Below are 15,039 nucleotides of genomic sequence, written 5' to 3' on the forward strand. Positions count from 1 at the left end.
GCGGGCGACGGCCTCTGCGCCGCCCGCCCCACCGGGCCTTCAGGAGGCCGGGCGCAGATTCTGCAAGGTCAGCGTGGTGTCCGGACCGGCGGAGGTGTACGGCGTGTACGTGGCGGTTTCCGGGGTCGGCCAGCCGGTGAAGCGGCTGGAGTTGATGTCGACGAACGAGGCCGAGCCGCCGATCGGGATGAACGGCGCCTGCTGGGCGAGGATTCTCACCGCCGGGTCGGCCAGTTGCTTGAGCCGGGCGGAGTCGGCAGGGTCGACGGTAGCCATTTTCTTCAACTGGGCATTGTAGTCCGGGTCGTTGAAGCGGCCGAAGTTATTGACGGCCGGCTTGTCGAGCGGGGTGTAGTAGTCGCCGCTGAAGGCGTTCAGGGCTCCGAAGATGCTGCCGTCACCGGAGGGCGGGGTGAACGCGGTCTCCATCGAGAAGTCACCGACCGGCTCCTTCTGCGTGAAGGTGGCCTCCGGCATGTTGTCGACCGTGACGTCCAGGCCCAGGACCGTTTTCCACTGGTCCTTCAGGGCGGTGCCCATGTCGACCCAGTTCGCGTAGGGCTGGAAGACGTTCAGCGTCAGCGGGTGGCTCTTCCCGTCCTTGCTGAGTTCTCCGTGCCGTACGGTCCAGCCGCCGGCGGCGAGTTCGGCGCGGGCACCGGCGGCGTCCTGCTTCAGGGTCCGGCCGGCCAGGTCGGCGGGCAGCCAGGCGGCACCGACCTTGTTGTTCAGCCCGGCCGGGTTGACCGCGGGTTGCCCCGTCCCCATCACCTTGAGCACCCTGGTCACGTCGACTGCCTTGGTCAGGGCGCGGCGGACGTGCACATCGGCGGTCGGGCCCTTCGCCGTGTTGAACAGCACGCCCTCGGACCCCAGCAGCGGATAGACCTGGTACTTGTGGTGCTCGGGGTCCGCAGCCACGTAGTTCTTGTCCGCGCCCTGCCAGGACATGGTGCTCCAGTCCAGCTTGTCCTTCAGGAGCAGGCTGCGTGTGCTGGACTCCTGCGCCGCGACGATGGCGACCTTCCTGACGGCCGGGAACGAACCGTTCCAGTAGTCCTTGCGGATCTTCAGGGTGATCTGCTGCGGGCTGAAGGAGTCCAGGGTGACCGGGCCGCTGCCGACCGGTTCGAGATTCTGATCCGTCTTCAGATTCCTGCCGCTCCAGATGTGCCGGGGGTAGATGTTGCGGTTCTTGAAGGCCCCGAGGTCGCTGTAGCCGACCTTCGGGTAGTGCACTACCACCGTGGTCCCGTCGGGTGCGTCGACCGAGGTGTAGGGCACGCCCGAGAGGTTCAACTCGCGGTGTTCCAGAGGCACGTCCAAGCTGTACTTGACGTCCTCGGCAGTGAGTGGTTTGCCGTCCGACCACTTCACTCCGGGGTGCAGGCGGAAGGTGAGGGTCCTGCCGCCGTCGCTGAACTTCCAGGAATCCGCCAGCCACGGCTGTGGCGAGGGCTTCTGGGGGTTGACCCGTATCAGCGGCTCGTAGAAGAAGGAAACTCCGGCGTTTGGCTGGGCCGCGAACGGGTTCCACCCGGCCTGGAAGGCCTGCGTCGGGTGGGTGGTGAGGCGCACGGTGCTCGTGGCCCCGGAACCGGATCCGTCCGACTTGGCAGTGCTGCAGCCGGTCAGCAGACCGGCGGTGGCCAGTACCGCGGCGGCTGCGGCCGTCGAGCGCTTCATGGAAGCTCCTTTGCGGGTGTTCTGTCGAGCTCGGCCGTGCGGCCGTGCTGGTGCAGCCAGCAGTGCGCCCACTGGCCGTCGGCGAAGGTGGTGCGGTCGGGGAAGGCGCGCCGGCAGTCGTCCATGACGAACGGGCAGCGGGGGTGGAAGCGGCAGCCACCGGGCGGCGCGGTCAGGTTGGGCGGCTCCCCCAGGTCCTCGGCGTCGTCCTGGTCGCCCAGGCCGCGTCCGGTCCGGCCGGGGTCGGGCGAGGAGTCGATCAGCAGGCGGGTGTACGGGTGCTTGGGCGACTGGATCACCGCTTCCTTGGGCCCGCCCTCCACCGTCTGCCCGGCGTACATCACCTGCACCTCGTCGCACAGATAGCGCGCGCCGGCGATGTCGTGGGTGATGTAGAGCAGTGCCAGGCCCTCCTCGTCGCGCAGCCGGGCCAGCAGGTTGAGCACGTCGAGGCGGATGGAGACGTCGAGCATGCTGATCGGCTCGTCGCCGAGGAGCACGGTCGGGCGTACCGCCAGTGCTCGGGCGATGGCCACACGTTGCAGCTGGCCCCCGGACATCTCGCGCGGACGCTTGTCGATGAACTCCTCGGCGGGGGTGAGGTTGACGCGGTTCAACAGGGCGAGGACCTGCTCGTCCGCCTCGGCGCGGGTGCGAGCGTGGCCGTGGAGGCGCAGAACCCGCCCGAGGATGTGCCGCACCGGATGGAGGGTGTTCAACGAGGAGAAGGGGTCCTGGAAGATCAGCTGCACCTGGCGGAAGTAGTCGCGCCCGGCGGGCGGTGCCGGCTGCCCTGCCAGTCGGATCTCCCCGGAGCTGACCGGGTGGAACTGGGCCAGCATCCGGGCCAACGTGGTCTTCCCACTGCCGCTCTCGCCGACCAGGGCCACCACGCGGCCTCGGTGCAGCGCCACCGAGGCGTGCTCGACGGCGCGCACGGTGGCCTTGCGGCCCAACTGGTCGCGCACGGTGAAGTGTTTGCTGACGTCCACCGCCGCCAGCAGCGCGGGCTCGTCGAACGTGTCGGAGGTTCGGGACATCGATGTCATCGGGCGCCCTCGGGGTCGGTGGTGTCGTGCAGCAGACACGCCGCCTGCCGCTCGCCGCCGTGCGACGGGACCTGATGCAGACGCGGCACGACCTGCGCGCACTCCGGCAGGCGCCGGCCGCAACGGGGGTGGAAGGCACAGCCGGGCGGGAGGTCGCGCAGGTCGGGCGGGCTTCCCGGGATGCCGGTGAGGTGTCTGAGCGGTGCGTGCAGGGGCGGGAAGGCGTCGCGCAGCCCGCGGGTGTACGGGTGCAGCGGATCAGCGTAGAGCTGGTCGGGCGCGCCGACCTCCACGATCCGGCCGGCGTACATGATGGCGATCCGGTCGGCGATCTCCATCAGCAAGGACAGGTCGTGGGTCACGAAGACCACGGCGAAGCCCAGTCGGCGCTGCAGGCGCAGGATCTGGCCCATGATCTGACGTTGCATCACCACATCGACGGCGGTGGTGGGTTCGTCCATGAGGACGAGCTCGGGTTCGCAGGCCAGGGCGAGCGCGATGAGGGCTCGCTGGCGCATCCCGCCGGACAGTTCGTGCGGGTAGGAGCGCTTGCGTTCGGGCGCGATGCCCACCATGCGCAGCAGTCGGCCGGTCCGCTCGGCCACCTCGTCGCGGGTGATGCCGGGCTGGTGCTCGGCCATCACGTCGGCGAACTGTGCCTGAAGCCGCATCACCGGGTTGAGCGCGGCCATCGCGCTCTGCAGCACGATCGCCAGGTCGGTCCAGCGCAGTGCGCGCATCCGGCGTTCGTCCAGGGTGACCAGGTCGAGCACGTGCCCGTCGCGGGTGTGATAGCGGATCTCGCCGCCGGTGGTCAGCGCGGGTGGCCGCTGAAGTCTGGCCAACGCGGTGATCAGGCTGCTCTTCCCGGAGCCTGACTCCCCCGCCAGGCCGAGGATCTCGCCGCGTCGCAGGGTGAAGGACACCTCGTTGCAGGCCGGTACCTCCCCGCGCTCGGTGACGTACTCCACCGTCAGCCGCGACACGTCGAGGAGCGGCTCGCCGCGCAGCGGAGAGGGAGGTGTGCTCGTCGGCCGGGTGGTGTCGAGGGGGCGGGCAGTCATGAGGTCACCTCTACGGTGTTCGTACGGTCCCGGCGTGCGGCCAGGTGTGCGCGGGCGCGCCGTATCGCGGCTCGTCCGCTGTGTCGCAGCACCGGATTGCCGATCTCGTCGAGGCCGAAGTTGACCAGTGCGGTGGCCGTCCCGAGCAGCGCGATGAACAGGCCCGGCGGCACGAACCACCACCACATGCCCCGCAGCACGCCGTCCTGCTGCTGAGCGAAGGCGATCATGGTTCCCCAGGTGACGCTGTCACCGCCGCCGATACCCAGGAAGCGCAGCCCCGCTTCGGCGAACACCCCGGTCACCACGGCCCGCAGGAACAGCGAGGAGAGGACGCCGCTCAGGTGCGGCATGATCTCCACGAGCACCATCCGCCAGCGGCTCTCGCCGACCATGCGCAGGGCCTGGACGAAGTCCCGCCCGCGCAGCGAAAGGGTCTGGGCACGTAGATAGCGGGCGCAGACCGGCCACTCGAACAGGCCGATCAGCAGGGCGATGACGACCGAATCCACCCGGGTCATGTATCCGGCCACGATCAGCATCAGCGGCAAGCTGGGCAGGGTGGCGAAGATGTTGGTGACCGCGGTGAGCAGTTGGTCGGTGCGCCCGCCGAGGAAGCCGCCGGTCACGCCGATGAGGGCGGCCACCCCGACGGCCAGGACGCCGGAGAGCAGGCCCACCTCGACCGACCCCCGGCACCCGGTGAGCAACTGAGCCAGTACGTCCTGACCCGAGCTGGTGGTGCCGAGCAGATGGTCCGCGCCGGGCCCCACCCCCAGGGCGTCGTAGTCGATCCGGTGCGGGTCCGTGCCCAGGACGGAACTCACCAGCCACGGCCCGACGAGAGCGAGCAGCAGGAAGCCACCGAGGATCACCAGCCCGACGCGGACCTTGCCGTTGGTCAGGAACTGCCTCATCGCTCCTCCCGGGTGCGTGGGTCGAGCAGCACGTAGGTCGAGTCGGCAATCAGGTTGGCGGCCAGCACACCCAGCGTGATCAGCAGAAAGATCGTCTGCATCAACGGGTAGTCGTGGCTGCTGACGGCCTGGAACAGTACGTAGCCCAGCCCGGGGTAGGTGAAGACGATCTCGGCGAAGACGACGCCGCCGAAGATGCTGCCGAGGGCCAGGGCGAGGCCGCTGACGTTGGGCAGGAGCGCGTTGCGTGCGGCGTACCGCAGCATCACGCGGCGCGGGCGCAGGCCCTTGGCGTGGGCGAGCAGCACGTAGTCCTCGCTGACGGTGCCGGCCATGACGTTGCGCATGGCGAACATCCAGCCGTTGATCCCGATGAAGATCAGCGTGAAGGCCGGGAGCGCGCCGTAGCGCAACACGCTGAGCAGGAACCACAGGTTGTTCAGCTGGAACGGGACATCCGGGTCGTAGCCGCCGGAGATCGGGAACCAGCCGAGGGTGAAGCCGAATACGTAGACCGCCAGGAGCGCAAGCCAGAACGGCGGCAACGAGTAGAGGAAGGCGGTGATCGGGGTCAGCAGCGAGTCGGCCCGGCCGCCCGGCTTCCACCCGACGAAGGCGCCCAGCAGGGTGCCGAGCAGCCAGCCGATCACGGTGGTGGTACCGGCGAGGAGCACGGTCCACGGCAGTGCGTCGAGCACGATGCCGGAGACCGGGGTCGGGTAGTGGCTCACCGAGAGTCCGAAGTCGAAGTGCGCGAGGTTGTTCCAGTAGTCCAGGTACTGCTGGAGGAGGTTGCGCGTCGGATCGCCGTAGAACATCCGCACCGCCCGCACCGCCGCCGTGTTCGGCGCAGCGCCGGTGGTCTGCTGGAGGTTCTTCAACAGCGCGACCGCGGGGTCGCCCGGCATGAAGCGCGGGATCAGGAAGTTCAGTGTGATCGCGGCCCACGCGGTGACCAGGTAGAACCCCAGGCGGCGCAGCAGGAAGGTCCAGCCGGCGTGCGACCCGGTGCGTGGGCCACGGGACTTGCCCCGCGGTGTCGGCGCCGGCACGGGCGCGGCGCGTGTCGCAGCCATCCCCGCTCCTTTCGTCGGTGGTGCAGTGGTGGAACCGGTCGGTGCCGCGGCCTCGGGGATCAGCGGCCTGCGCCCGGCACGGTGATCCCCGAGGCCACCTCGGCGCGGACGGAACAGGAGCGCTTGGGCGGTCATGAGCGCAGGAACTGAAGACAGATAGATCTGATGCATTTCACTCCGCGAGGCGGAGTACGTCGACCTGAGGGGCTGATCGTCACAGGTACGGAAGGTTCGACAGCGGTCACCGCGGGGCGCCCTTCACGTCAACTCCCTTACAGAGCAACCCGACCGGGACGGGAAGAGTCTGGAGTTATCGAGTCCCGGCGTCAAGGGTTTGGATGTGATTCACCGAGTCTCGATCGGCCCATGTATAGGAGACATTGAGGGCGTCCGGGCCAGGACGGCAAGCCGGACAACGGGCATGGGCGGACAGACGTCCGCGGTCACAGGATCGGGCAGCACGCGCGGCTTCCTGGGCACCACAGCCTTCGGGACCGCCTCGGGTACCGGCGCGCGATCACCTTCACCGGCAACCCCGCCCGGACGTACTCGCCGGCGTTCTCCGGCTGTTCGCTGGACCCGTGTGCGGGCGGGGGTACCCCCGCCCGCACACGGGTGACCGCAGGCGAAGACCGCTCTCTCCGTAACGAGAGAGCGGTCTTCCGCCATCGCCGGACAACCGCCAACTCGCCTAATTCACCGTGACCTTGATCCGGTGGTTCACGGATGCGTCGGGCACTCCGCCTCCGTTGCGGGCCGTGATGGCGAAGGCCCTGGTGCCGGAACGGGTGGGTACTCCGGTGATCCCGCCGGTGTCCTTGTTGAGGGTCAGCCCGGCCGGCAGGGCGCCGGACGTGATCTCGTAGCGCACCGTCCGGGGCGTGTTCGAGGTGACCTTGAACGTGTACAGCTCACCGACCTTGGCCCCGGGAGGCGCGGGCGTGGTGAAGCCGGGCCGCGGCGCCTGCACCACCTGCGGGGCGCCGACCGGGTTGTTGTCCGTGTCCATCTCCTGCAGCGACCAGCGGCTGCCGGCGCTCTCCTCGCCCAGGTGCCAGTACTTGCTCTTGTCCGCCATGAGCTGCTGCTGAGCGGAGGTGAAGGCACCGGCCGCGATCGCGGCGTTCCAGGTCTTGATGACAGCGAGGACCGCTGTGGTGTTGCCCCCCTGGGACAGGCTGCCCATGCTCGTCTCGAACCAGCCGAAGTTCACTCCGAGGGACGCGCCCCGCGCCAGGTTGGTCTCGATGTCGAGCGTCTTCGACCCGCCGTCGATCGGGAGCGAACCACCCATCAGGGGAAGGTAGTTGGCACGGTAGAAGTTGACGTTCCTGGACACCTGGTCGTAGTTGGAGTCGGACCAGCCGATGCCGCCCCAGCTGACCCGTGACTGGGCCTGCCAGGAGTTGGACGACGGGTTGGAGGCTTCGGAGATGAAGTTGTCCTGGGACTTCAGCTGACGGTGGAAGCCGTTGAGCATGTGTGCGAAGCCCTGTCCGCTCCAGCCGCTCCAGGCCACCTCTTCGAGCCCGTCGAACGAGATGTTCCTGATGCCGGTGGTGTTGCATGCCGTGGCGAGGCGGGTGGCGATCTCATCGACGACCGGCAGGTCGCCCCGTGCTCCGCCGTACTGGTTCTCGGAGATCCGGACGGCGTTGGTCCCCTGCGCGTAGGACGCCGCGACCGAGCCCCACTGGGCGCGCTTGACACCGGTGAACTGCCATTCTCCTGAGCCGACTTGGGACACGCTGGAGAAGGTGACGAACTCGTCGCCGAGGCGCAGGCGGGCACCGAGGACGTACCCGCCACCGCCCGAGTCACCGTCGGCGTACAGGGTCGTGTCGGCGGCGGCGAGAGGGCGCGTCAGCTGCACCGTCCGGCCGGCCGTGAACCGCTTGTCGGCCGGCGCCGGGACGATGTACGTGTCGTTGGAGGCAATGAAGTTGGACAAGGTGTGCACACCGACCCGCACACCGCTCGCGGCGGCCGTCGTCGCCATCTGGGTCGCGGTGGCGTCCGAGCCGCCGAAATTGCCGTTGAACTGGTAGTGGCCGGTCGACTTCCAGGGCCCTGCGGCCCCCTCGACGGAGTAGACGTTCTTGATGCCTGCCTGCTGGGCGAACGCAACGGCGGCAGCCAGGTTGGTGGTGCTCAGGTCGTGCAGCACGAGGAACGGCTGCCGGGTCGCCTCGGCCACCTTCTGCCACTGCCCGTCGATGGTCGGGTACGGCAGGTCCGCGTCCTGCGCGACCTGGCTGAGCACGGTGAGCACGAGATCCGGTGCGCTGCCGTAGACCGCGAGCTTCGACCCGACGATCTTCGCTTCGGATCCGGAGAGCGGGCCGGTCGGGATCTGTCCGTCCCTGATCCTGGTCCTGGTGTAGTCGTAGGTGTAGGCGCGCAGGATGCTGCCCCAGGACGTCCTGGCGCCGGCGCTCCAGTCGTTCTGGGTCCCGCTCTGCCCGTACGGATTGGCCTCGACGTCCGCGCCGAATCCGAACTCGGCGAACTCCTTGGGCCAGGCACCGACAGTCTTGTCGTTGAGGGGGTGGATGCCGAGCACGAAACTGCTGTCGCCGACGGCGCCGACGCTCTCGCCCACCGTCTGGTTGACGCGTGACGCGAGCGGCCCCCACAGCAGCGTCTGCACCTCGACGCCCGACGCGGCGTCGAGACCCACGACCTCCAGCGTCGAGTAGGCCGCGTGCGAGACGGCCTTGACCTCCACGGTCACCTTGTCGCTGCTGAACACCAGCACCCGCGGATCTCGTCGCGACGCCTGCACCCGGGCAGGGACTTCGTGCGTCCCGTCCGCCAGGACGACGGAGACCAAGGGGCCCGTTCTGTCCGCCGCCACGTAGTCGGTGCCGTTGCGCAGGTCCACGAGGCCGGCCACTCGGCCCGTCCGGTCAAGGCCTATCGACAGAAAGCCCGCCCTGATACGCAGTGCGCCGGATCCGCCGGATCGACTGGATCCGCTGGACTCCTGTGCCGCGAAGGCCGGTTCGGCCAGCGCCGGGAGGGCAACCGCCGCCAGCGAACTCGCCCCGCCCGCGATCAGGAAACTCCGCCTGTCCATGATTCCTCCTGGTGGTAGTGATCAGTGCAGGTGCCAGTGCAGGTGCAGGTGCAGGTGCTGTCACGGACTCGTGACCCGGGCCTCGAATCGCCGGAGAACGAGCAGCCGAAGGACGATGTGCGTACGTCGCGGAGGCCCCCGCGGCGTACGGCGCAGCACGATGCGGCTGTACCGGCGCAGACCCAAGGAGCCGGCACCGCCCCGCCACTTCCGGAGGACAGGTCCCACCGTGAGCGTGGCGTTGACGGGGGTGGACGCGGGGAGAGCAGACACCCGGAGCGTCTCGGGGCGGGATCTTATGGCGGGCTCCAAGCGTTCTCGAAGGGCTCGTTCCTGGAGGTTCGTGCGCGTTCCGAGCGGGGGCCGGTGCGGGACCGGTGGAGCATCCTCCCGAGACGACGGGGCAGATGACTTGAACAATCGATCGAGGAGAGTCCATATTGTTTAGACTCTTTTGATTGCCGTACAGGCCTGGATGACGCTCTCGCGCCCGGCACCCCGCCTTCAAGCGCCCGTGACCCAGAAAAAGTGTGCGGTTTAATCGCGAGCACGTCAAGAAGCGATGAACAATAGATCCGATACATCTTGAGAGCGCACATCACATAGACCTGCGACCTGGTAGCGGTGGTCAGGTCACCGAGGAGGAGACGACCGACCGGACAGGTGCTAAGACCGTTCCGGGCCGCGGTACGAGTCCATCAGATCGAGCAGCCCCTGCGGCGCGTCCGGACGGAAGGAGATCTGCAGGTTGGCCGCGGACACCTCGGCGGAGGGCTCACTGCGCGGGAACAACGCCTGTTCGTACACGGCAAGTGCCGATTCCGTGTCGCCGGGGTGCGCCACGACGGCAGCCGCCAGTTCGGCGCCGTCGAGCATCGCGAGATTGGCGCCCTCGCCCGCGAACGGAGACATCAGGTGCGCCGCGTCGCCGAGCAGAGTCACCCCGGGAACCCAGGTCCAGCTGTGACCGGCCGGCAGGACGTGGAGCGGCCGTGGAACGAAAGCACCGTCGGCGCCCTCGACGAGCGCGCGCAACTTCGCGTCCCAGCCGTCGAAGTGCTTGAGCAGTTCCGTCCTGGCCACCTCGGTGTCGCCGAAGTCGATCCCGCCGGAGGACGCCCAGTCGGCAGGCACCTTCAGCGCGATGTAGAAGTGCACCCGGCCGTCGCTGTCGCGGTGGCCGACGAGCCCCTTCTCCTCCGCGAGGGCGAACAGGGAGCCACCCCCGACCAGGGCCGCGCTCTCCGGGTGGCGGGTGTCGACGTCGTCCAGGTGCGCCTCGACGAAGGTGATCCCGGTGTACACGGGTACGGCGTCGGAGACCAGCGGGCGCACCTTCGACCAGGCTCCGTCGGCGCCGATCAGCAGATCGGTGGTGAAGGCGGAGCCGTCGGCGAGTGTCACCTCGTGACGGCCGTCGCCGAGCGGGCGGGCTCCGGTGCACTTGGCGCCCCACCGGACCGTCCCCGCGGGCAGGCCGGCGAGGAGCAGATCGCGCAGGGCGCTCCGGTGCACCTCGGGCCGGTCGCCTCCGCCTTCGTCCGCCAGCCGGACCCGGGCCTGCTTGTCGAGGATGCGCATCGCCTCGCCCCCGGGATGGACGATCCGGAGGAACTCCTCGTAGAGCCCGGCAGCGCGCAACGCGGTCTGGCCCGAGTCCTCATGGATGTCCAGCATGCCGCCCTGCGCGCGGGTGGTGGGCGACGCGTCGAGGTCGTGCACGGTCGCATCGATCCCATGGGTGTGCAGGACGCGGGCGAACGTGAGTCCGGCGAGTCCCGCACCGATCACGGCGATGGGGTGGTGGGGCGTTTCGGCCGACATTCTGCTACCTCTTCCGGGAGGGGGCCGCGAACGTTCAGCGGCCCTCGGGGCTTTCGGGGGTGGGCGTGTGCAGCGTTCCGTTGATCAACATGTGGAATCCCCAGGCGAGACGGGCCTGCCCCGACCCGGAGAACAGTTCGGCGCCGAGGGCGGCAAGGTGGGGGTGCGTCTCGTCGGAGACGCCCCGCACCGCCCCTACGAGCGCGTTCCATTCGTCCCGGGAGTCGGGGTTCCGGCCCCTGTCGGCCTGCTCGGCCGCTGTCGCGGTCGCGTACTGGAGCAGGACGTCCACGCCCCAGGCCGCCCGGCCGGTCGGTACGCCCCCCTGGTCGAGCAGCGACAGCAGCGCCTCCAGCAGATTCAGATAGCGCTCCCCTGAAGGGCGGGCCACCAGCGCCGATCTGGCGAGGCTGGGGTGTTCGAGCAGGACGGATGTGTACGACGTGAGGACCTGCACCAGCCGTTCCTGCCAGTCCCCCGCCGCCGTGGCCGGGCCGAGGTCGACCTCGCCGAGCAGCTCGTCGAGGACCGCCGCGTGCAGTTCGGCGGTGTTGCGGACGTAGACGTACAGCGATGCCGGTCCGGTGTCGAGCTCCTGCGCCAGGCGGCGCATGGTGACCCGCTGCATGCCTTCGGCACGCAGCAGTTCGACAGCGGTCGCGATGATGCCGTCCCGGGTCAGGGCCGGCTTCGCCGGCCGCTCGCGGCGACTGCGGGGTGCTGGGGTGCGGGCTGTCATGCCTCGACCGTAACGAACATGTTCGTTACGTACAAGTTTCTGACGAACATGTTCGTCACACTCCTGCGGAATCCCGTCGCAAGTCACCCAGCACGTTCAACCTGATGAACACTTCCGTCGAAACAGAACGCAGAAAAGTCTGCTTCATTCACTTCGCAAGGAATACACGTTCAAGTACCGGAACCGATTTCACATTCGTCGCAAAGCCTTGTCGCGTCATGGCGACACTCCTACGCTGTGCGCAGCCTCAACCGGCTGACGTTCCGCTCCATCTGCCATGAAGTCGGAAAGTGGGAGTGAGTGATGTTGAAAAGGTACCGACTGGCCGCCGGTCTCGCGGCCACGTGCGGGCTGCTCTTGGCCGCACCGCAGGCGAATGCCGAGGTCGAACCGGGGGGCTGGACCGCTCAGTCCCCGTCCTTCACCGTCCAGGAGAGGGGTTGCGGTCAGGTCGACGGACTGACCTTCACCCTGACGTGCGGCGACACGAGCGGCGAGCAGCGCGGTGAGCGGCGGTACGCCACCTACACCGGCGGTACGCACCAGTTCGAGGGCTACTTCCGCATCTCCAGCATGGGCGGCAGCCGCATCAGCCTCAAGCAGACCTTCCGGGACACCAGCGGCAACCAGGGGCCGTACTTCCTGATGGCCGTGGAGAACGGTGGGCGTCTGTACAGCGTGGAGGGGGGCACCACCCTGTCCGATGCGGGCACGGTCGGGGCCACGGTTCGCGTCAACACCGTCAACGAGGTCGGCAAGACACATCGGACGTACATCAACGGATCACTGGTCAACACGGTGGCCAGCCCGTCCGGCAGTTACTACGACAAGATCGGCGCCTACCGCACCAGCAGCGGGAACGGGCCGATCACTGTCACGTGGAGCAATGTGAAGTTCTGGAGCAAGTGAGCACGGGCCGCCCCCGGTTCGGTCCGCTCCGGAGGCGGCCACTCCCCCGGCCACCGAGTGCCTGCGAGGTCCCTGCCTTGAACCGCCGATTCCGCTCTCTGCTCCCCGCCCTTGCCGCGCTGCTCGTCTGCGGGGGGCTGGTGAGCTGTTCGGCCCGGGACGGGGGCCGAACAGCTCCCGCCGCGGTACCGGTCGCGGGGACTCTCCACGTGACACTCACATCGCCGGTCGACACGACTCTCACCTGGACGGACGGCGGCCGGGGCGTCGCCGGGCAGGCGGTGGAGTTCGCGACCGCTCCCGGCGGCCCCTACACACTGCTGAGTTACGTACCGGCCGGGCAGCACACCTACCACCACCCCGACCTGATGCCGCAGACCCCCTTCTACTACCGGCTCCGCCCGTACTACGGACCGGCCTCGCGGGCGGTGGACGTCGACCTGCCGGCGGGCGGACCCGGCAAGCAGGACAAGAGGGACGACAACGTCTGGGCCGAACCCCGGACGGTGCACGGCAGGAGCAAGGTGTCCACCCGGTCGCTGCACGTGCCCGGCGAGGGCGCCCCGACGGGTCTCACGGCAACCGTGATGCAGGCGAACGGCATCAAGTTCACCTGGACCGACCATGCCCGGGACGAGCAGGGGTACCTGCTGGAGGACAGGGCACGAGGCAGTGCCCGCTACCGGGTCGTCGCCGTACTCGCCCCCGACATCGACTCCTTCGGACTGAGCACCCTGCCGGACGAGAAGCACGCCTCGTACCGGGTCCGGGCGTTCTACTACGGCAAGCGTTCCCGCACGGTGCACGTGACGACCGGCAGGGCCCCGGACGGGCAGTAGGCCCTGCCCGGCCGGACCACGGCTGCTCGCCACGGCCCGGACGGGCAGGGCCCGGTTCGGCTCACGCCTGGTGACTGGCCTCGAACTCGGCCCGCTCGACCTCGTACCGCCACTGCAGGGACGCCTTCGGGCTGGCGTTCAGCAGCGCACGGCAGCTCGCGGTGACCCTGCCGGTGCGCGGATCGCTCGTCGCGCAGGCCCTGGCGGGACGGTGGTCACCCACGGCGCGCCACAGGCTGCGGCCCTGGATGAACGCGTGCTCCAGCGAGGTGCGGGCGCTGTCCCGCAGCTGCCGGTACGACAGGTGGTGGTCGGTGACGGCTCGCGCGTACTCAAGGGTGATGTCGGTACGGGACACCCCCTGGTCGTCCGTGGACAGGGCGACGGGAACCCCGGCGGCCAGGTAACGCCTCAACGGGTGGTCGTCACCGCACACTTCCAGGATCTGGCAGTTGCTCGTCAGCGGAACCTCGACGGCGATGTGCCTGCGGGCCATGGTGCGCAGCAGTTCCTGCGGCCGGTCCTCGCTCATGATGTCCACGCCGTGGCCGATGCGTTCGGCTCCGGCCGTCTCGATGGCGTCCCGGACATGGAAGCGCAGATCCTCACGCGGGGCGACCTTGCTGGTCAGTTCGCCCGCGTGGAGCGTGACATGGGCCTTGCCGTAGACGGAGCGCAGGTACTTGATCATGCGCATCTGCAGCCGGTAGTCGCGCAGGGCGATCGGCGCGTCCTCGGCCTGGACCAGGTTCACGCCCACGTAGCGGGGGTCCTGCTCGGCCATCTCGAACCCGGCGAGGAGCTGGGTGAACACGTACTGCGGATCGGCGGCGCGGCCGACCTGGAAGTCGAATCGCACCTGCACGCCGCAGGCCCGCTGCGGATCGGCCGTTCCGCAGCCGAGCACGTCGCGCTCCTCGGCGAGCTCCCTGTCGGTCTCCGCCTTCGCGTCACCGAGGATGCGGCTCAACTTGCCGTCCGCCAGCAGCGAGGCGCGTACGGCGGCGAAGTCGGGGCTCCACTTCACGTCCGCTCCGAGATCCCACAGGGCGCCGCCCTGCGGGGTGAAGAGCGGTTCCACGTAGTCCTGGTGGTTCTCGGCGGCCACCTTGGCGACCTCGGCGACCAGCCTGCCGCGGTGCGACCCGGTGACGGCCTTGAACTTGCCGAAGGTGGCGAAGAAGTGGTCGTGGCCGCTCTCGGTGGCGGACTCCTTGAAGTCCTCCATGGTCCAGGCGCGGATCACGCTCTGCCTGAAGTCGTGGTCGGAGACGGCGTCGCGGGCCGGGCGGGTGCCGGCGGCGCAAGGCGCCGCGACCGCGGTGAAGGTGGTCGCGTCGATGCACAGCCCGTCGTCCGCGGCGAAGCGGATCAGGGCCTCGGCGGGTACGGCGCCGGAGAGATGCGTGTGGAGGTCTCCGCCCTTGGGCATCGGGCGCAGGAAGTCCCGGAGCCGCTCGGGGTTGTCCCGCACCCTGTCCAGGTACCGCTGCGTTCCGGTGGCGCCGTCCGCCCAAGCGCCGTCCGCCCAAGTGCGGTCCGCGGCAGGCTTGTTCGCCGGGAGGACGGTTGCCGACGCACTGGGCACGGCGGCCACCAGAGCGGCCGTGGCGGCGGCGAGGAGCGACGCGCCGACGCGGAAAGCGGCCCGGGTGCGGGCCCGTTGGGCAGCTCTGGCGGTGCGCGCCGAGACGGATCGGAGGGGTCCTCTTGTGTTCATGCGCAAGGAATACCCGATCTTGATCCACATTCCGGTGGAACAGGCCCGTGCCCCCCGATAAGAGTGATGATGAACCCGCCTGTCCGGCTGGACCGTTCGGTTTCCGGAACGCGGCTGCCGCCGTACTCCCCTCCGTG

Annotated in this window: 11 protein-coding genes; 2 read left to right on the forward strand and 9 right to left on the reverse strand. The window is 69.0% G+C overall.

Annotated features, from left to right (window positions below; genetic code table 11):
• Positions 1–39: 39 nt before the first annotated feature.
• The 8 genes from OG709_RS02085 to OG709_RS02120 all read right to left on the reverse strand — a co-directional run bounded on the left by OG709_RS02085 (position 40) and on the right by OG709_RS02120 (position 11,434).
• Entirely contained in the window at positions 40–1,686 is a 1,647-nt protein-coding gene (locus OG709_RS02085) for an ABC transporter substrate-binding protein (protein WP_266644547.1), read from the reverse strand.
• Entirely contained in the window at positions 1,683–2,735 is a 1,053-nt protein-coding gene (locus tag OG709_RS02090; RefSeq protein ID WP_401274331.1) for an ABC transporter ATP-binding protein, read from the reverse strand. Before OG709_RS02090 ends, OG709_RS02085 begins: the two co-directional genes overlap by 4 nt.
• Entirely contained in the window at positions 2,732–3,745 is a 1,014-nt protein-coding gene (locus OG709_RS02095; RefSeq protein ID WP_401275050.1) for an ABC transporter ATP-binding protein, read from the reverse strand. Before OG709_RS02095 ends, OG709_RS02090 begins: the two co-directional genes overlap by 4 nt.
• A 50-nt stretch (positions 3,746–3,795) precedes the next feature.
• Positions 3,796–4,716, reverse strand: a complete 921-nt coding sequence (locus OG709_RS02100; protein WP_266644542.1) for an ABC transporter permease — start codon at positions 4,714–4,716, stop codon at positions 3,796–3,798.
• Positions 4,713–5,792, reverse strand: coding sequence for an ABC transporter permease (locus OG709_RS02105; RefSeq protein ID WP_250299914.1), 1,080 nt, complete (start codon positions 5,790–5,792; stop codon positions 4,713–4,715). The genes OG709_RS02100 and OG709_RS02105 overlap by 4 nt, the downstream gene beginning before the upstream one ends.
• A 691-nt stretch (positions 5,793–6,483) precedes the next feature.
• Positions 6,484–8,871, reverse strand: a complete 2,388-nt coding sequence (locus OG709_RS02110; protein ID WP_326695416.1) for an Ig domain-containing protein — start codon at positions 8,869–8,871, stop codon at positions 6,484–6,486.
• A gap of 666 nt (positions 8,872–9,537) precedes the next feature.
• A complete protein-coding gene (locus OG709_RS02115) occupies positions 9,538–10,695 on the reverse strand; it encodes an FAD-dependent oxidoreductase (protein WP_329164552.1) in 1,158 nt (385 codons plus the stop codon).
• A gap of 34 nt (positions 10,696–10,729) precedes the next feature.
• The gene (locus OG709_RS02120) at positions 10,730–11,434 is read right to left on the reverse strand and encodes a TetR/AcrR family transcriptional regulator (RefSeq protein WP_329164554.1); all 705 of its coding nucleotides are present in this window, start codon (positions 11,432–11,434) and stop codon (positions 10,730–10,732) included.
• 303 nt (positions 11,435–11,737) lie between these two features.
• Between OG709_RS02120 and OG709_RS02125 the strand changes: the two genes are divergently transcribed.
• Complete coding sequence (locus OG709_RS02125; protein WP_250299927.1) at positions 11,738–12,343, forward strand: hypothetical protein; 606 nt, start codon at positions 11,738–11,740, stop codon at positions 12,341–12,343.
• Between the two features lie 209 nt (positions 12,344–12,552).
• The gene (locus tag OG709_RS02130) at positions 12,553–13,182 is read left to right on the forward strand and encodes a fibronectin type III domain-containing protein (protein WP_329164557.1); all 630 of its coding nucleotides are present in this window, start codon (positions 12,553–12,555) and stop codon (positions 13,180–13,182) included.
• A gap of 61 nt (positions 13,183–13,243) precedes the next feature.
• Here the strand turns inward: OG709_RS02130 and OG709_RS02135 are convergent, their stop codons facing one another.
• Positions 13,244–14,902: an adenosine deaminase family protein gene (locus OG709_RS02135; protein ID WP_250299934.1), complete on the reverse strand. Its 1,659-nt coding sequence runs from the start codon at positions 14,900–14,902 to the stop codon at positions 13,244–13,246.
• Between the last annotated feature and the right edge of the window lie 137 nt (positions 14,903–15,039).

It is taken from the genome of Streptomyces sp. NBC_01267 (assembly GCF_036241575.1).
Classification (GTDB): Bacteria; Actinomycetota; Actinomycetes; order Streptomycetales; family Streptomycetaceae; genus Streptomyces.